Source organism: Microbacterium sp., from assembly GCF_031179285.1.
GTDB lineage: Bacteria > Actinomycetota > Actinomycetes > Actinomycetales > Microbacteriaceae > Microbacterium.
In genome coordinates this window covers 112,665-130,064 of the sequence record NZ_JAPSHY010000007.1, presented here as the reverse complement: position 1 = coordinate 130,064, position 17,400 = coordinate 112,665, and the positions used below count along the sequence as shown (strand labels likewise).

Genomic DNA, 17,400 nt, shown 5'->3' with positions numbered 1-17,400 from the left:
ATCATTCGCTTCCTCCGGCAGATCGCTTGACCACGTCGTACGCTGCGAGGGCCGCCTTTCGCGTCTCGCCGAGGTCGACGATCGGCTCATTGGGGGAGTCCTCAGCCCACTGCCTGACATAAAGACCCTGGGCGTCGAACTTCTTCGCTTGCAACAGCGGGTTGAAGATCCGGAAGTACGGTGCGGCGTCAGCACCGGAGCCGGCGACCCACTGCCAGTTGAATGCGTTGTTCGCGCCGTCGGCGTCGACGAGCGTGTCCCAGAACCACTCCTCACCGCGGCGCCAGTCGATGAGCAGGTTCTTGACGAGGAACGATGCCGTCACCATCCGAATGCGATTGTGCATGTGACCGGTGTGCCAGAGCTCCCGCATCCCGGCGTCGACGAGCGGGATGCCGGTCCGGCCCTGCTGCCAGGCACGAAGATGCGACTTCTGCAAAGGGGGCCAGGGAAAGGAGTCGAATTCCGGGTGGAGATTCTTCGTCGCGAGCTCGGGAAAGTGGTACAGCGTGTGCCACGCGAACTCGCGCCAGCCGAGCTCCGACAGGAAGCCGCCCGCACCGTCGACGGCCGCCGACTCGTGCCAGACGGTGAACGGGCTCAGCTCGCCCCATCGCAGCCGTGGAGACAGCAGCGACGTCGCGCCGGCGGCCGGCTCGTCGCGCGCGCGGTCGTAGGCGGCGAGGTCGCGCCCGAGGAACTCCTGCAGGCGGCCGCGTGCTGCCGGTTCTCCGGGGTCCCACGCGTCTCGAAGACCACCGGTCCAGTCGGGGTCGGTCGGCAGCAGGTGCCAGTCATCGAGGGAGTCCGATACCGCGTTGCTTCGGAATCCGTCGATCTCACCCGGCTCCGGCAGGGGCGCACGGGGCGTCGGCAGCGAGAGGCATGCCCGCCAGAACGGCGTGAACACCGAGTAGTGCGTACCCGCGCCGGTCGCGAGCGTCCACGGCTCGTGGAGCAGCGATCCGGCGAAGGATGCGACGCTCACCCCGTCAGCCCGCAGCGATGACTTCAGGTTCGCGTCGACAGCGCGCTCTGCGCCGCCATACCGGCGGTTCCAGAAGACGGCAGTGGCTCCGGCCTCGTCGACGGTCTGCCGCACGACACGCTCAGCCGGTCCGCGGCGCAGCACGAGCGTCGCACCGCGCTCGCGCAGACGCTCCCGGAGGGACGCGAGAGAGTGATGCAACCACCAGCGCGCGGCACCGCCGAGGGGCCGGATGCCCGCGGACTCCTCATCGAGCACATACAGAGCGACGACCGGTTCGCCTCGATCGATCGCGGCCTGCAGCGCGGGGTTGTCGGCGAGCCGGAGGTCATCGCGGAACCACACGATCGAGGGGGAATCCATCGGACCATTGTGCTCGGATCGCTGTCCTCGAGCAGCGTCACCGGATCGCGCGGCGCGAGCGCGGGCGAGGCGCGCGGCTGCCGGTGGACCACAGCGCCCAGAGCACGAAGACGGGCTGAAGGAAGAGTCGTCCCAGCCGCTTCGTGTCGGTGTCGAGCCCCGGCGCAGACCGTCCCGTCCGCCACTGGTGGACGTTTCCCGGGAACACCGCGACGAAGAACGCCGCCGTCGCGCATCCGATCCGGCGTCGCTCTCGGGGCAGTGCCAGCAGACCGGCCGCCAGCGCGAGCTCGACAACTCCGGAGGCGATCACGATCGCATCCTTGTCGAGCCGGGTCAGGCGCGTCGCCCAGTCGGGCACCACGATGCGAAAGCCGCGGGTGGCAACGAAGTGGGCGATGCCCATCGCCCCGAGTGCGATCGCGAGGGTCCACCGTGCGACAGCTCTGATCATCCGTTCACGGTACATGCCCGGTGCCGGCGGGTCGGTCCTCCTCGCGATGTCAAGGCCCCTGGCAGTCTCGTGATGATGAGGAAGTGTGGCCTCGACGCCTTCGAGAGGACGACGATGTCAGATTCATCCACGACACCGGACGAGGACCAGCCGCTCAACTCGCACGGGACAGCGCCGCGCCCGCAGAGCGATGATCCGTTGCGCGAGGCGAGGTCCCCACTGGCGACGGCAGACGACGACGAGCCAGGTGATCGGATCGACCTCGAGGATCTTCCCTGAGCGCGTCTCCCGCGCCGAGGGGCGACGCCGCGGGCAGGGGGCGTGATGCGCGGTTTCGCGACATGGCGTAGCGACGCCATCCGCGGTGAACGCCTGATCCTCGCTGTGAAGGCCGCCGTCGCGGCATCCGTCGCCTGGTTGCTTGCCCCGTACGTTCCCTTCGCGGACAGCGCGTATTCCTATTACGCGCCGCTCGGCGTGCTGGTGAGCATGTACCCGACCGTCGCGGGTTCCGCGCGCGCCGGTGCGCAGTCGCTCCTCGGCCTCGGCATCGGGATCGCTCTGGGACTCGGCGGACTTGGACTGGTCTTCGCCGGCGCCCCTGGCGTCGTGGCGATCGCTCTGGTGATCGGCGTCGGGATCGTCATCGGGGGAGTGACGGCTCTGGGGGCCGGTCGCGACCTGGTCGCCGTCGCGGCGCTGTTCGTCCTGCTCATCGGCGGCCTCGACGCGGAGCAGTTCTCGTTGTCGTATCTGCTGACGATGGGGTTCGGGGTCGTCATCGGGGTCTTCACGAACCTCCTGATCGTGCCGCCGCTCTACCTCCGGCGGGCGTCGGAGCAGCTCACGTCGCTCCGGGATGCCGCTCGCGACGTGCTGCGCGATGTCGCGGACGCACTTGACGACAGGGAGATCGACAGCGAGCGCATCAGTGGTTCCGCTCGCGAGCTGGCCGACCTGCTGGCCGATGCCGCCGACGAGGTCAATGTGGCAGAGGAGAGCAGCCGCGGCAACCCGCGCAGTCGGGGGCGCGCAGCTGACCGCCGGCTCAATGCGCTTCGACTTCGAGCGCTGGAGCGCACCACGCGGGCGACGATCGAACTCGCCGAGATCCTCGCGCAGGCGGGCGCGGAGAGTCGCGGTTCGGATCTGGAGACCTGGCGGGTGCTGTCGGACGCGGTGCGGGCGAGCGCCGATCTCGTCGCGGCCCCGCCGAACGACTCGACCGCAGAGAATCGGCTGCAGACCGCGGGCGATGCCCTCGATGCTGCCGTCGCGGAACTGGGGCGGTTGGCCTCGCCCGCCGACGCGCCGGCGTACACTCGCGCCTTCGCGTACGCTGCTGCCGTCTGCGTGTGCCGGATCGTCGACGCTTCCAGGGAGTTCGTCGACGCCCCGGCGGACTGATCCGGAGCGTCAGCGCGACCGAGCCGGCAGGCGAGGGCGAGTAACCTGGAGGCGACCCCGAGATGGAGATCCTCTGTGCCTGAAGATGCTCAGCCGAAAGACGGCTTCGCCCTGTTCTCTGACCGATCCGTCGTCGCCATGCGCGTCAACGGCACGCTCAAGGACCTCGCGACCACAGTGACAGACGCCGACGACGTCGAGCCCGTCACGATCGACAGCCCTGACGGGCTCAGCATCCTCCGCCACTCGACGGCGCATGTGCTCGCCCAGGCGGTGCAGCGCATCAACCCGCAGGCGAATCTTGGGATCGGTCCGCCCATCACCGACGGGTTCTACTACGACTTCGGCGTCGATGAGCCGTTCACCCCGGAAGACCTCAAGGCGATCACGAAGGAGATGCAGCGCATCGTGCGCGAAGGGCAGCGCTTCGTGCGCCGCGTGGTCACCGACGAGGAGGCACGGGCCGAGCTCGCGAACGAGCCGTTCAAGCTCGAGCTCATCGGGCTGAAGGGCGGCAAGGAGGCGGCAGAGGGCGCGTCGGTCGAGGTCGGCGAGGGCGAGCTCACCATCTACGACAACACCACGCGCGACGGCGACGTGGTCTGGAAGGACCTCTGCCGCGGACCGCACCTGCCCAGCACGCGGATGATCGGTAACGGGTGGGACCTCACCCGCATCGCCGCCGCCTACTGGCGCGGAAGCGAGAAGAACCCGCAGCTGCAGCGCATCTACGGCACCGCCTGGCCGACGAAGGACGAACTGCGCGCCTACCAGCACCGTCTCGAGGAAGCCGCCAAGCGCGACCACCGCCGGCTCGGCAAGGAACTCGACCTGTTCTCATTCCCCGAGGAGATCGGATCCGGCCTCTCCGTCTGGCACCCCCGCGGCGGCATGATCCGCGGTGAGATGGAGCAGCACGCACGCAAGCGCCACATTGAGGGCGGCTACACCTACGTGTACACGCCGCACATCTCGAAGGAGGACCTCTTCCTCACCTCGAACCACCTCGTCACGTACAAGGAGGGCATGTTCCCTCCGATCGTGATGGACGAGGAGCGCGACGAGAGCGGCGAGATCACCAAGCAGGGCCAGGACTACTACCTGAAGCCCATGAACTGCCCGATGCATATCCTGATCTACAAGGAGCGCGCACGCAGCTACCGCGACCTTCCGCTCCGCTTCGCCGAGAACGGCACCGTGTACCGGAACGAGCTCTCCGGCGCCCTGCACGGTCTCACCCGCGTTCGGGGCTTCACTCAGGACGACTCCCACCTGTTCGTGACCCCCGATCAGTTGGAGGAGGAAGTCGCCAAGGTCCTCGATTTCATCCTCTCGATGCTGCGCGACTTCGGCCTGACCGAGTTCGAGCTCGAGCTGTCGATGAAGGACGACGAGAAGTCGAAGTGGATCGGGTCCGACGAGTTCTGGGAATCGTCCACGGATGCGTTGCGCCGGGTCGCGCTCGCGTCGGGTCTCAAGCTGACAGAGGTGCCGGGAGAGGCCGCGTTCTACGGCCCCAAGATCGACCTCAAGACGCGTGACGCGATCGGCCGCGTCTGGCAGCTCTCGACGGTGCAGGTCGACCCGAACCTGCCCGAGCGCTTCGACCTGGAGTTCATGGACAGGGACGGGCAGAAGAAGCGCCCGATCATGATCCACCGCGCGCTGTTCGGCTCGATCGAGCGGTTCTTCGCCATCCTGCTGGAGCACTATGCCGGTGACTTCCCGGTGTGGCTGTCGCCGTTGCAGGTCGTCGGCATCCCGGTGGCGGACGAATTCGCCGACTACCTCGGCGAGGTGATCCGCACGCTGCGCGACGCCGGGGTGCGTGCCGAACTCGACACCTCTGACGACCGGATGCAGAAGAAGATCCGTACCCACACCACCGGCAAGGTCCCACTGCTGCTGATCGCGGGGGAGCAGGATCGAGCCGCCGGCACTGTCTCGTTCCGCTACCGAGACGGCTCGCAGGAGAACGGCGTGCCGATCTCCGACGCCGTCGCCCGCATCCGTTCCGCGATCGACGAGCACATTCTCGTGCAGACGGCAGGGGACCTGGGGTGACGGACGCACCGCAGCACCCGCTGGAGGATGCCGGGCACCTGGTCGGTGTACCGGATGAGTTCCAGCGGCTGTGGACGCCCCACCGGATGGCCTACATCAAGGCGGGCCCGGAGCCGCTGCGGGAGGAATGCCCCTTCTGCGAAGCACCGAGGTATCCGGATGCCGAGCGACTGATCGTGGCGCGCGGCACGACGGCGTTCGTGCTGCTGAACCTCTTCCCGTACAACTCCGGGCACCTGCTCGTGTGCCCCTACCGCCACATCGCGACCTACGATCAGGCGACACCCGAGGAGGTCGCCGAGATCGGCGCGCTCACCCAGACCGCGATGCGCGTGCTGCGCGAGGTCTCCCACTGCGACGGCTTCAACCTGGGCATGAACCAGGGTGTGGTCGCGGGTGCGGGTGTGGCCGAGCACCTTCACCAGCACATCGTGCCGCGATGGGCGACGGACGCCAACTTCTTCCCGATCATCGCCAAGACGAAGGCGCTGCCGCAGCTTCTGGGCGAAGTGCGGGAAGCAGTGGCTGACGCCTGGCCCGTGTGAGGGGTGCCGCGCTCGCGGGGCAGGCGCCTGCGAGCGTCAGCGCACCTGACGGGCGGTGAACTGCATCCGCGGGTTCGCGTAGTACTCCTGCGACTCGACGAGCTGCAGTTCGCGCTCGCCCGAGTCGAGCGTCGCCTTCAGCAGATCGAAGACGCTGGACGCCGTGCGCTCCAGAGCCGTCTGCGCACTGCCGGTCTCGACGTAGTGCGCGGTGAACAGCGCCGCCGTGACATCGCCGGATCCGTTCGCCTTCATCGGAAGGTGCGGCGTCTGCACGATCCACGCACCCTGATCGTCGACGGCCATCATCTCGATCGTGCCCTCCTCGCGGTCGGGGCGCTCGACGCTGGTGACCAGCACGGTGCGCGGTCCCATCGCCCTCGCGAGGTCGACGGACTCCAGCGTCGACTCGAGCGTGTCGGGCTCGGTCTCGGTGAGGAAGCCGAGCTCGAACTGGTTCGGGGTGATGATGTCGGCGACCGGCACCACGCGCTCTCTCAGCAGCACCGGGATCGCCGGCGCGACGAAGCACCCGGACTTCGCGTTGCCCATGACGGGGTCGCAGGCGTACACCGCGGCGGGGTTGGCGGTCTTGACCCGTGCGACGGCGTCGATGATCACGTCGCCGATGCCCTCACCGCCCTGGTAGCCGGACAGCACGGCATCTACCTGGCCGAAGACGCCCCGCTCCTCGATGCCGGTGATGACCTCACGGACGTCGTCGGGGGCGATCAAGGGTCCGCGCCAGGCACCGTAACCGGTGTGGTTCGAGAAGTTCACGGTGTACACCGGCAGCACCTCGACGCCGATTCGCTGCAGCGGGAACACGGCGGCCGAGTTTCCGACGTGGCCATAGGCGACGGCCGACTGGATCGAGAGGATCTTCATCCTTCGATCTTCTCACTTCGCGATGCGGTCAGCGGATCGCCGCCGCGAGGTCGTCCACGAGCGTGTCAGCGTCGGCGTCCGGCAGGTCGTGAACCGTGAGGCGCAGGTGGCGGGAGGGCATGGCGCGCTCGTCGAGCACGAAGTCGTCGCCCGTGCGCACCAGCCACCCCCGTCGCATCAGCCGCTCGGAGACGACGCGCGCCGGCCGGGGGAGTTCGACCCAGAGACTCAGGCCGTCGCCGGGGACGACGCCGATCCCGTGCGCCCGCAGTCTCTCGGCGAAAGCCTCGTTGCGCTCTGCGTAGTGGCGCCCGGCAGACGTTATCCGGGCGGCGACCTCGTCGTCGGTGAGCTGGGCGAGTGTGAGACGCTGCAGCAGGTGACTCACCCAGGTCGTGCCGGGGCTCAGGCGCATCGCCAGGCGATCGGCGGTCTCCGGGTCGGTCGCGGCGACCGCGAGGCACATGTCGGGTCCCAGGAACTTCGACACCGACCGCACGAGGGCGAAACGTCGATGACCCGCCCCGATCAGCGTTTCGTACGGCCGCTGCGAGAGCATCGAGAAGTGGTCGTCCTCGATGATCAGCACGTAGGGATGCTCGGCGAGGACTGTGCGCAGCACGGCTGCTCGGCGAGCGCTGAGACTCGCTCCGGTCGGGTTCTGCGCCCGCGGCGTGCAGATGATCGCGCGCACACCGGCGTCGAGGGCCGCGCGCAGGCCGTCGACCGTCATCCCCTCGGCGTCGACGGCCACGGGTGCGGCTCGATAGCCGCCGAGTCGCACCGTGTGGATGCTGGCGAGGAAGCAGGGATCCTCCAGCGCGACCGCGTCATCGCGCATCAGCGCCTGCGCGAGCAGGCGCTCCACGGCATCCACCGCGCCACTGGTGATGGTGATGCGGAAGTCGGCTCCGTGGAGGTCGGATGAGACCCACGCGCGCGCCCAGTCGTCGAGTGCACTGTCGATGACGGGCTCGCCGTAGAGCACGGGCCGCCCGGTGACCGTCGCCAGCGCCGGGGTCGGGTCGGGGATGAGCCGGGGGTCCGGGTTGCCGGTTCCGATGTCGCGCAGCACGGTGTCAGCGGCGTACCCCTCTTGCGCGACGGAGTCACCGCCGGCGACGATGGTGCCGGCACGCCCGCGGGAAACGACGAGTCCTGCCTGAGCGAGCTGCCGGTAGGCCGCGACAGCGGTGTTTCGGTTGACGCCGAGGGTCTGCGCGAGTTCCCGCACGGGGGGAAGCACGCTTCCGTGGCTGAGCAATCCGCGCTCCAAGAGCGATCGAACGCTCGCCGCGATGTCGGCAGCCGTCGTCCCTGTGATCTCGTCGTCCATGTCACCCCTCGTCATGCTGAGTCTAGATCGCCCGGAAGAGTGCTAGCGTTTGTCATAGATCAAAACTTTCATTGAATCACCACCGATTCGAGCGAGAGATCACACCGAGAGGACTGCGATGACCGCCACCGACCAGAACCTGACCACCGGATCCTCGCGCGTCAAGCGCGGCCTCGCCGAGATGCTCAAGGGTGGCGTCATCATGGACGTCGTCACCGCGGAGCAGGCGAAGATCGCCGAGGATGCCGGCGCCGTCGCCGTGATGGCGCTGGAACGGGTCCCCGCCGACATCCGCGCCCAGGGGGGCGTATCCCGCATGAGCGACCCCGACATGATCGACAGCATCATCGATGCGGTGTCGATTCCGGTGATGGCCAAGGCGCGCATCGGTCACTTCGTCGAGGCACAGGTGCTTCAGGAGCTCGGCGTCGACTACATCGACGAGTCCGAGGTGCTCTCGCCCGCCGACTACGTCAACCACATCGACAAGTTCGGTTTCACGGTGCCGTTCGTGTGCGGGGCCACCAATCTCGGTGAGGCCCTCCGCCGTATCAACGAGGGCGCCGCGATGATCCGCTCCAAGGGTGAAGCCGGCACCGGTGACGTCTCCGAGGCGATGAAGCACATCCGCAAGATCCGTGGCGAGATCGCGGCTCTCACCGCGCTGCGGAAGGATGAGCTCTTCGTCGCCGCCAAGGAACTGCAGGCCCCCTACGACCTCGTCGCAGAGATCGCCGAGACCGGGACGCTTCCGGTCGTCCTCTTCGTCGCCGGCGGCGTCGCCACCCCCGCGGATGCCGCGATGATGATGCAGCTCGGAGCGGACGGCGTCTTCGTCGGTTCCGGGATCTTCAAGTCGGGGAACCCGGCGGAGCGTGCCAAGGCGATCGTCAAGGCGACCACCTTCTACGACGACGCCAAGGTCATCGCCGAGGTTTCGCGCGGTCTCGGCGAGGCGATGGTCGGCATCAACGTCTCCGACCTTCCGGCGCCGCACCGCCTCGCAGAGCGTGGCTGGTAGCAGCTCCGCGCCGCGAGTCGGCGTGCTCGCGTTGCAGGGTGACGTGCGCGAGCATGCCGCCGTGCTCACCGGCCTCGGCGCGGACGTCCGTCTGGTGCGCAGGCCCGAGGAGCTCGCCGCCGTCGACGGTCTGGTGATCCCGGGCGGAGAATCCAGCGTCATCGACAAGCTCTCTCGGATCTTCGGGATGCAGGAGCCGATCCGAGCCGCCATCCAGGACGGGATGCCGGTGCTGGGCACGTGTGCGGGACTCATCATGCTGGCCGATCGGCTCGTCGACGCGATCGACGGCCAGGAGTCGTTCGGCGGGCTCGATGTGACCGTGCGGCGCAACGCTTTCGGCCGTCAGGTGGAGTCGTTCGAGGCTCGACTCGACGTGCCGGTCCTGGGCGCGGAGCCGGTGCACGCCGCCTTCATCCGAGGACCGGTGATCGAGAGCGTCGGCGAAGCGGCATCCGTGCTCGCAGCGCTCGATGACGGCCGTGTCGTCGCGGTGGAGCAGGGAGACCTGCTCGGACTGAGCTTTCACCCGGAGATCACCGGCGAAACCCGATTCCACGAGCTCTTCCTGTCGCGGGTCTCGCGTCGGCAGTGAGGCGACGGGGCCGATCGGTCCGGCTTGGTAGCGTTGCGGCATGCGTGTGCCGATCGGAACCACCGATGTCAGCTCGAGCGGCGGCGTCGTCGAGCTCATCGGCCGACGCGGTGAGGGGTGGAGTCGCCTCGCGACCTCCGAGATCCCTCTCGATGCGGCGATCGCGACCGTCGATGCGCGTCCGGCTGTCGGTCCCGGCCTCGCAGGCGAGGTGCCGTCGGATACGCCCGGCGCCCCGCGGTTCATTCCCGGCGAGGTCATCCTCTGGCAGTACCGACGCCATGTCGAGGTGGCGCGGGTCGTGCGTGATGACGCCCGCGGCCTCGTGGTGTGGATCCCGTCGGGATCGCAGAGGCTGGAGGCGGCTCCGGCAGACGGACGTCGAACGCGTGACGTGCCGCTGGAATCGCGGTTCCGGGTTCCATGGGTCATGCGGGAAGCCACGTGGACCGGTCCCGGCGTGCTGCGTGTCGCGCCGTCGGGGAAGCCGTGGTCGGTGTGGTTCTTCCGCCGCGACGACGACAGCCCGGACGGCGCGTACGTGAATCTCGAGTTCCTCATCGGCGGCGGGCTGCAGGAGACGGCGCACGCGGCATCACGACCGGCGACCTGATCCTGGATCTGTGGATCGACGCCGAGCACCCCGGGTCGGAAGACGTCTGGCTCAAGGACGCGGACGAGCTGGTGGCGGCGGTCGAGCAGGGGAGATTCTCTCCGGCTGAGGCCGAAGCCGTGCGCGCGCTGGCGGATGCCGCCGGTCGCGATTTCATCGAATCCGCGTCGTGGCCGCTCGACGAGGGGTGGGACAGCTGGATGCCGGATGCCGACATGGACGCGCCGCTCGCGCTGCCCGCGACCGCGTACATCGACGCGGCTCGGCGCCGGTCGGGTTCCGTCGGCGAGAACGACTAGAGCATCGTCGAGATCCAGCGCAACGCCGCGCGGGCTTGATCCCGCTGAAATCGGCGCAGACCGGGAATCTCGGGGATCTCCGGCAGCGACTGCCCGTGCCAGAGGAACGACGCGAACCCGACCGCGATCGGCAGCAGTGCTTCGGGCGACGGTGCGCCATGTCTTCGGAAAATCTGCCATGCTGCCTCGCATCGCGGGCCTCCGCCGGATTCGATGCTGGGCAACAGTACGGGCAGGTCGGCCCACGGCGCCGCTCGCAGGGCGTGCGGCCAGTCAAGCAGGTGAGCAGTGCCGTCGTGGAGCAGGATGTTGTCGGCGCGAAGATCGTTGTGCATGACCGAATCGCCGGCGATGGTCGCAGCCAACTCGCGCTCGATCTCGAGGAGCGCCGGGAGGCGTGCGCGGATGGCGAGCGGCAGTCCGTGCAGCATGGCCTCATCACGCGCGATGTCCTGCCATCGCGTGTAACGCGGCACTACTGCTTCGCTCGCATCCGGTAAGGAGATGGGCGCGGCCGCGGCGGCGAGCTCGGCCATGGCTGCGGCAATCGCATCGAGCTGACCGACGGTCCACGGGGAGCCGGGGTGCTCGCCGTCGATCGGATCGAGGACGAGCGCCGCGCCGTCCTCGCTGTCGACGCACAGTCGGAGAGTGGGAAATAACGTCGCGGGAATCGCGCTCAGCACGCTCATCTCCTGCCGCAGGAATCCGAGCGAGTCTGCGTGGCCGTCGGCGGACACCGCTTTCACGAATGCGCGCCCTTCGGTCGTCTGCACGACCCCGGCGTAGCCGGCACCGAATCCACGGTGCGACGGAGAGTCCGATTCGTAAGCACCGCCGATATGGTCGATGACTGTCGCGCGCATCGCGGCGGGCAGCGTTTGCCACGCAGGTCGGCGTCGATCAGCCCCGTGCACCGCGTCCTCATTCCCCTCCACCTGAGACGGAGTGTCTCCGACACGAAAGTAGCAGAGCAGTTCCGGGCGTTCAGACGGCGGCGAGTCGACGGATCGCCGCCACGGTGCGGTCGATGTCGTCGCTCGTCGTCGCCCAGGAGGACATCGAGCAGCGGAGCGTCGCGAGACCACGCCACTGGGCACCGGTCACCGCAGCGGTGCCGTCAGCGAGGATGGCCTCTCCGAGGGCCCGGGTGGCGTCATCGGTGTCGAGCCTGAACATCACCTGCGTGTAGTCGACGTCGTTGAGCACCTCGATGCCGTCGACGCTCCGAAGCCCCGCCGCCATCGCCACCGCATTCTGGTGCAGCCGGTCGAGAAGCGCGATGATCCCCGTTCTGCCGAGGCTTCGCATCGCGGCCCACGCGGGGACGCCGCGGGCACGCCGCGAGAGTTCGGGCGTGACGTCCCACGGGTCGAGCCCGGAGTAGATCAGGTAGTCGCCGCCGGTGCGGAACGCGGCGATCGAGTCGGCAGGAACCCGGACGATCGCCATGCCGCAGTCGTAGGGGACGTTGAGGGTCTTGTGCGCGTCGGTCGCCCACGAGTCCGCCTGGTCGATGCCGTTCGTGAGATGCCGCAGCGAGGGAGAGGCGGCAGCCCAGAGTCCGAAGGCCCCGTCGATGTGAACCCATGCATCGTGCTGCCGGGCGATCGGGATGAGCGTCGAGAAGTCGTCGAACGCGCCGGTATGCACCTCGCCCGCCTGCAGGCAGACGATCAGCGGCCCGGCGCTCTCGTGCAGAGCGCGCTCCAGCGCCTCCGCCCGCATGCGTCCCTGGTCGTCCGAGTCGACGACGATCATCTCTGCGCGCCCGATGCCGAGGAAGCGCGCGGCCCGGTCGATGGAGCCGTGGCGGTCTGCGCCGACGACGAATCGCAACGGCGGGGCGGCACGGAGCCCGCGCTCGGCGAGATCCCACCCTGCCCGCATCAGGACGGCATTGCGCGCGGTGGAGAGGCACGTGAAGTTGGCGAGCTGCCCGCCGGTCACGAAGCCGACGCTCGCGGAAGACGGGAGCCCGAGCACCTCGAGCATCCACTGTCCGGCGACTCGTTCCATGGCGACCGTCGCAGGAGTCAGCTTCGAGGAGCCGGCGTTCTGATCCCACGCCGACACGAGCCAGTCGGCGGCGAGAGCCGCCGGATGGGTGGCGCCGATCACGAAACCGAAGAACCTTCCACCGGGGATGGCGACCAGGCCCGGGTCGGCGCGCTCGGAGATCTCTGCGATCACGGCCGCGGGATCGGTCCCGTGCTCCGGAAGTTCGCCCCCGAACGCGTCGAGCATCTCCTCCAGGCTCGCGCGAGGCCAGACCGGCCTGTCAGCGAGCGTGACCAGGAACTCGTTCGCGCTGCGGTGCGCGGCGTCGAGAGCACGCTCTCGTTCGTCCATGTGCGCAAGTCTCCCACCGGGCCGGGACCCGGACAAGCCCTTCCCGGTGAGCCGCGCCGGCCGGTTGTTAGACTGGACGACGCCCTGGGCACGGCCCGGGCGGAGACGACGAGCGGAGAATTATGTCCGGGCATTCCAAGTGGGCGACGACGAAGCACAAGAAGGCGATCATCGACTCTCGCCGTGCGAAGTCGTGGGCCAAGCTCATCAAGAACATCGAGGTCGCCGCGAAGCTCGGCGGTGCCGACCTGCAGGGCAACCCGACGCTCTTCGACGCGGTGCTCAAGGCGAAGAAGACCTCGGTTCCCAAGGACAACATCGACCGCGCGATCAAGCGCGGGGCAGGCATCGGCGGCGAGTCCGTCGAGTACACCTCGATCATGTATGAGGGCTACGGTCCCAACGGCGTCGCTCTCATGATCGAGTGCCTGACGGACAACAAGAACCGGGCGGCCGCCGAGGTCCGCACCGCCCTGAGCCGCAACGGAGGCAACCTCGCCGACCCCGGCAGCGTCGCCTACAACTTCACCCGCAAGGGCGTCATCGTGGTCGGTTCGGAGGGCACCACGGAGGATGACATCATGATGGCCGTCCTCGAGGCCGGTGCCGAAGAGGTCGAGCCGCATGGTGACGGCTTCGCTGTCATCACCGAGGCCTCCGATCTGGTCGCTGTGCGAACCGCCCTGCAGGAGGCGGGCATCGAGTACGAATCCGCCGATGTCGAGTTCGTGCCGAACCTGAAGGTCGAAGTCGACGCGGACACCGCCCGCAAGATCTTCCGCCTCATCGACGCACTCGAAGACAGCGACGACGTGCAGAGCGTCTTCAGCAACTTCGATCTCACAGCTGAGGTGCAGGCCGAACTCGAGAACGACGAGTCCTGAGTCGTCGCTGAGCCGAGAGTCCGCGGCGATGCCCGATCCGATGCACTTCGAGGCCCACGCGGACGACTACGTGAGCTCCAGACCCCCGTACCCGCCTGAGCTCTGGGCGACGCTGCGGGACCGCGGGCTCCTTCGCCGCGGGAACCGTGCGCTCGACATCGGAGCGGGCACAGGGCAGGCGACCGGTCCGATGCTCGCCGCGGGCCTGCACGTCACGGCGGTCGAGCCCGGTGCCCGGCTCGCCGCCCTGCTGGCGGAGGCGTGTCCGGCTGCGGAGGTGATCGTCGGCCGCGCCGAGGACCTCGAACTCGACCGAGCCTCGTTCGACCTCGCCGTCGCCGCCACGTCGATCCACTGGATGGATCTCGACATCGTTCTGCCGAAGATCGCGCGGGTGCTGAGACCCACCGGGCGCTTCCTGGTCTGGCGCAACGTCTTCGGCGACGCGACGGTGGTCACGCCGTTCCGCGAGCGCATCGCACGGATCGTGCGCGATCGTCAGTCTCCACTCCGGCGCGGTGCGGATGCCGAGGACGCGACGGTGACGGCCGCCCGGCTGACGGCAGGCGGCCGCTTCGAGGTCGAGCACTCGTCGGCATACCGATGGTCGGTCGAGCTCGATGCGGGGCAGGTGCGGGCCCTCTTCAGCACATTCAGCGACTGGAGCACGGCAGAGGTCGATCAGGCAGCGGGCGCGGTGCGCGACCTCGGAGGTCGCGTGATCGAGCACTACACCTCCTGGCTGATCGTGCTGAAGCCCGTCGCTTCGGGCGACGCGGAACCCGCCAGCGTCGAGGCGAGTCTGCGCCGAGGCACCGCTTCGAGCGCTTAGCCTGGCGAGGTGACCACCTCCTCGTTGCGCGTGCTCGGCATCGATCCCGGCCTCACGCGATGCGGGGTCGGCGTCGTCGACGTCGGCCGCGACCGCCGCGGCACGCTCGTGCACGTCGGCGTGATCCGCTCCTCGCCGGACGCGCCCATCGGCGAACGGCTCGCCGTCGTCGCCGCCGGCATCCGTGAGGTCATCGCCGCACACCGGCCCGACGCGATCGCGGTGGAACGGGTGTTCGCGCAGCAGAACAGCCACACCGTGATGGGCACGGCGCAGGCCAGCGGCGTCGCGCTGCTGCTCGCCGCAGAAGCCGGCCTCCCAGCCGCGACGCACACGCCGAGCGAGGTCAAAGCCGCCGTGACCGGGTACGGTTCCGCCGACAAGCGACAGGTGCAGTCGATGATCGCCCGGATTCTTCGCCTCGACGCTCCGCCGCAGCCGGCGGATGCCGCCGACGCTCTGGCGATCGCGCTCTGCCATGCCTGGCGGCGGGGGAGTGGCGACGCCTCCGCTGCAGGCGCACTCACCCCCGCCCAGCGCGCCTGGGCGGACGCCGAGCGTGTCGCTCGAACATACATACGATCCGCGCCATAGGCTGGGCAGATGATCTCCTCCCTGCACGGCGTCGTCCTGCACACGACGCCTGATCAGGTCGTCCTCGATGTCGGCGGCGTGGGGTTCGCCGTCGCCGTTCCCCCCGACGTCGCTCACACGGCAACCGTGGGTGAGAGGCTGCTGCTGCACACCAGCCTCATCGTCCGCGAGGATGCGCTGTCGCTCTACGGATTCGCCGAGCGCAGCGAGCTCGAGGTGTTCGGGCTGCTCATCAGTGTCACCGGTGTCGGACCGAAGTCGGCTCTCGGTGTGCTCGCGCATCTCACCGTCGACCAGATCGCCGAGGCTGTGACCGGCGAGGACGACGCCCCGTTCCGGCGCGTATCGGGCATCGGGCCGAAGACGGCGAAGCTCATCGTGCTGCAGCTTGCCGGCAAGGTCCGGCCCATCGGTCTCGCGCCCAAGACCGCAGCCGGCACCGAGAAGGACATCGTGAGCCAAGTGGCCGCCGCGCTCGTCGGACTGGGCTGGTCGGAGAAGGTCGCGGCCGAGGCTGCCGCGCAGACGGCGGCGGAGGCGACCGTGGCCGAGCAGGCTTCGGTCGCGTTGCTGCTGCGACGCACGCTCGCGCTGCTCGGACCGGCGCAGGGGGGTCAGCCGCGTGGTTGAGGGTCGCGAAACGGCGGAACCGGTCGACGACATCGAGCTCGCGATCGAAGGGGCACTTCGACCCACGAGTCTCGGCGAGTTCGTCGGTCAGCAGAAGGTCCGCGGTCAGCTGCAGCTGCTTCTGGACGCTGCCCGCATCCAAAGCCGGCCCGCCGATCACATCCTCCTCGCGGGCCCGCCGGGACTCGGCAAGACGACGCTGGCCATGATCGTGGCGCACGAGAGTCAGCGCCCGTTGCGACTGTCCAGCGGGCCCGCGATCCAGCATGCGGGCGATCTCGCCGCACTGTTGTCGAGCCTCGTCCCCGGCGAGGTGCTCTTCATCGACGAGATCCACCGCATGGCCCGATCCGCCGAGGAGATGCTGTACCTCGCGATGGAGGACTTCCGCATCGACATCATGGTCGGGAAGGGCGCCGGTGCCACCAGCATCCCACTGGATCTCGCACCGTTCACCCTGGTGGGAGCGACCACCCGCTCAGGGCTCCTGCCCAATCCGCTCCGCGACCGCTTCGGCTTCACCGGTCACCTGGAGTTCTATGAGGAGGCGGAGCTCGAACAGGTGATCGGGCGGTCCGCCGGAGTGCTCGGTGTGGATCTTCCCGCGGATTCGCTCGCCGAGATCGCCCGCCGATCCCGCGGCACCCCGCGCATCGCCAACAGGTTGCTCAGGCGCGTGCGCGACTACGCGCTGGTGCACGGCGCGGGATCAGCCGCCTCGATCGGCGACGTGCGCGCAGCTCTGGAGCTCTACGACGTCGACTCGATCGGTCTTGACCGGCTCGATCGCGCCGTGCTCGAGGCGCTCGTGCGGCGGTTCCGCGGCGGTCCGGTGGGTCTGAGCACCCTTGCGGTCGCTGTCGGTGAAGAGGCAGAGACCGTGGAGAGCGTGGTCGAGCCATACCTCGTCCGCATCGGCTATCTCGGCCGGACGCCTCGAGGGCGGATCGCGATGCCGGAGGCGTACACGCACCTCGGCGTGCCCCACCCGGACGGGGCACTGCGCCTCGATGACCTATAATCGCTGAAGACTTCTCCCTGATCCCCTTGTGCGCCCAAAGGCTGGCGCGTGCACCTGAGAAAGGCGCTTACCCATGCCAATGGAATTCCTCCTCTTCGGCCTCCTTGCGGTCCTCCTGGTCTTCATGATCTTCAACACGCGCAAGCGCACGAAGCAGATGAAGGCAGAGCAGGAGGAGAAGGCGTCCAAGACCCTTCCGGGTGTGAAGGTGCTCCTGCAGGGCGGCATCTTCGGCACCATCGTCGCGTACGACGCCGAGGATCTCGACGCACCCGCTCTCGTCGAGATCGCCCCGGGCACGATCATCGAGGTGCACAGCCAGGCGATCCTGCGCATCGTGGAGCCCAAGGACGTCATCGTCGAGGATGCCGTCGCCGACGACGCAGCGCTGCCCGCAGATGACACGACCCCGAACACCGCGCCCGCGTCGGGCGCGCAGGCGACCTCGGGCATGGAGACGACGGAAGAGACGCGCGCGCGTCTCGATCGCGATTCCGACGACACCAAGTAAGTC

At 68.6% G+C, this 17,400-nt stretch carries 20 protein-coding genes; 14 read left to right on the top strand and 6 right to left on the bottom strand.

From position 1 onward, the window contains the following. Position 1: 1 nt before the first annotated feature. Together RIN18_RS06600 and RIN18_RS06595 are read right to left on the bottom strand one after the other, a co-directional pair. Positions 2-1,351 carry a deoxyribodipyrimidine photo-lyase gene (locus tag RIN18_RS06600; protein ID WP_309103157.1) on the bottom strand — a complete coding sequence of 450 codons (1,350 nt, stop codon included), beginning with the start codon at positions 1,349-1,351 and terminating at the stop codon, positions 2-4. A gap of 37 nt (positions 1,352-1,388) precedes the next feature. Further along, positions 1,389-1,805, bottom strand: coding sequence for a hypothetical protein (locus RIN18_RS06595; protein WP_309103156.1), 417 nt, complete (start codon positions 1,803-1,805; stop codon positions 1,389-1,391). A gap of 114 nt (positions 1,806-1,919) precedes the next feature. Between RIN18_RS06595 and RIN18_RS06590 the strand changes: the two genes are divergently transcribed. The 4 genes from RIN18_RS06590 to RIN18_RS06575 all read left to right on the top strand — a co-directional run bounded on the left by RIN18_RS06590 (position 1,920) and on the right by RIN18_RS06575 (position 5,821). Then, complete coding sequence (locus RIN18_RS06590) at positions 1,920-2,084, top strand: hypothetical protein (protein WP_309103155.1); 165 nt, start codon at positions 1,920-1,922, stop codon at positions 2,082-2,084. Positions 2,085-2,129: 45 nt separating this feature from the next. Then, positions 2,130-3,212 (top strand): FUSC family protein, encoded by a 1,083-nt coding sequence (locus RIN18_RS06585; protein WP_309103154.1) that lies wholly within the window; start codon positions 2,130-2,132, stop codon positions 3,210-3,212. Between the two features lie 138 nt (positions 3,213-3,350). Then, on the top strand, positions 3,351-5,276 hold the full coding sequence (gene thrS, locus RIN18_RS06580) for a threonine--tRNA ligase (protein ID WP_309103189.1): 1,926 nt from the start codon (positions 3,351-3,353) through the stop codon (positions 5,274-5,276). Continuing rightward, positions 5,273-5,821: an HIT domain-containing protein gene (locus RIN18_RS06575; protein ID WP_309103153.1), complete on the top strand. Its 549-nt coding sequence runs from the start codon at positions 5,273-5,275 to the stop codon at positions 5,819-5,821. Before thrS ends, RIN18_RS06575 begins: the two co-directional genes overlap by 4 nt. 36 nt (positions 5,822-5,857) lie before the next feature. On the opposite strand, the gene pdxY is transcribed toward RIN18_RS06575, so the two are convergent. Together pdxY and RIN18_RS06565 are read right to left on the bottom strand one after the other, a co-directional pair. Then, positions 5,858-6,709 carry a pyridoxal kinase PdxY gene (gene pdxY, locus RIN18_RS06570; protein ID WP_309103152.1) on the bottom strand — a complete coding sequence of 284 codons (852 nt, stop codon included), beginning with the start codon at positions 6,707-6,709 and terminating at the stop codon, positions 5,858-5,860. Between the two features lie 28 nt (positions 6,710-6,737). Further along, complete coding sequence (locus tag RIN18_RS06565) at positions 6,738-8,045, bottom strand: aminotransferase class I/II-fold pyridoxal phosphate-dependent enzyme (RefSeq protein ID WP_309103188.1); 1,308 nt, start codon at positions 8,043-8,045, stop codon at positions 6,738-6,740. A 118-nt stretch (positions 8,046-8,163) separates the two neighbouring features. Here RIN18_RS06565 and pdxS point away from each other — a divergent pair, with 118 nt between their 5' ends. From pdxS to RIN18_RS06545, 4 genes are all read left to right on the top strand, one after another. Further along, complete coding sequence (gene pdxS / locus RIN18_RS06560; protein WP_309103151.1) at positions 8,164-9,066, top strand: pyridoxal 5'-phosphate synthase lyase subunit PdxS; 903 nt, start codon at positions 8,164-8,166, stop codon at positions 9,064-9,066. Continuing rightward, positions 9,056-9,661 (top strand): pyridoxal 5'-phosphate synthase glutaminase subunit PdxT, encoded by a 606-nt coding sequence (pdxT, locus tag RIN18_RS06555; protein WP_309103150.1) that lies wholly within the window; start codon positions 9,056-9,058, stop codon positions 9,659-9,661. Before pdxS ends, pdxT begins: the two co-directional genes overlap by 11 nt. 40 nt (positions 9,662-9,701) lie before the next feature. Beyond that, entirely contained in the window at positions 9,702-10,274 is a 573-nt protein-coding gene (locus tag RIN18_RS06550) for a hypothetical protein (RefSeq protein WP_309103149.1), read from the top strand. A 71-nt stretch (positions 10,275-10,345) separates the two neighbouring features. Further along, a complete protein-coding gene (locus RIN18_RS06545) occupies positions 10,346-10,573 on the top strand; it encodes a hypothetical protein (protein ID WP_309103148.1) in 228 nt (75 codons plus the stop codon). Here the strand turns inward: RIN18_RS06545 and RIN18_RS06540 are convergent. Then, on the bottom strand, positions 10,570-11,439 hold the full coding sequence (locus RIN18_RS06540) for a phosphotransferase (RefSeq protein WP_309103147.1): 870 nt from the start codon (positions 11,437-11,439) through the stop codon (positions 10,570-10,572). The two genes, RIN18_RS06545 and RIN18_RS06540, sit on opposite strands and share 4 nt — an antisense overlap. Before the next feature lie 121 nt (positions 11,440-11,560). Beyond that, complete coding sequence (locus RIN18_RS06535; protein WP_309103146.1) at positions 11,561-12,925, bottom strand: aminotransferase class V-fold PLP-dependent enzyme; 1,365 nt, start codon at positions 12,923-12,925, stop codon at positions 11,561-11,563. A gap of 122 nt (positions 12,926-13,047) precedes the next feature. Here RIN18_RS06535 and RIN18_RS06530 point away from each other — a divergent pair, with 122 nt between their 5' ends. The 6 genes from RIN18_RS06530 (at position 13,048) to yajC (ending at position 17,397) form a co-directional block, all read left to right on the top strand. Further along, positions 13,048-13,809, top strand: coding sequence for a YebC/PmpR family DNA-binding transcriptional regulator (locus RIN18_RS06530; RefSeq protein WP_309103145.1), 762 nt, complete (start codon positions 13,048-13,050; stop codon positions 13,807-13,809). Between the two features lie 28 nt (positions 13,810-13,837). Next, positions 13,838-14,641, top strand: a complete 804-nt coding sequence (locus RIN18_RS06525) for a class I SAM-dependent methyltransferase (protein WP_309103144.1) — start codon at positions 13,838-13,840, stop codon at positions 14,639-14,641. 9 nt (positions 14,642-14,650) lie between these two features. Next, entirely contained in the window at positions 14,651-15,235 is a 585-nt protein-coding gene (gene ruvC / locus RIN18_RS06520; RefSeq protein ID WP_309103143.1) for a crossover junction endodeoxyribonuclease RuvC, read from the top strand. Between the two features lie 9 nt (positions 15,236-15,244). Next, entirely contained in the window at positions 15,245-15,865 is a 621-nt protein-coding gene (ruvA, locus tag RIN18_RS06515) for a Holliday junction branch migration protein RuvA (protein WP_309103142.1), read from the top strand. Further along, positions 15,858-16,886: a Holliday junction branch migration DNA helicase RuvB gene (gene ruvB / locus RIN18_RS06510; RefSeq protein WP_309103141.1), complete on the top strand. Its 1,029-nt coding sequence runs from the start codon at positions 15,858-15,860 to the stop codon at positions 16,884-16,886. Before ruvA ends, ruvB begins: the two co-directional genes overlap by 8 nt. Before the next feature lie 73 nt (positions 16,887-16,959). Beyond that, positions 16,960-17,397 carry a preprotein translocase subunit YajC gene (gene yajC, locus RIN18_RS06505; RefSeq protein ID WP_309103140.1) on the top strand — a complete coding sequence of 146 codons (438 nt, stop codon included), beginning with the start codon at positions 16,960-16,962 and terminating at the stop codon, positions 17,395-17,397. Positions 17,398-17,400: the final 3 nt, after the last annotated feature.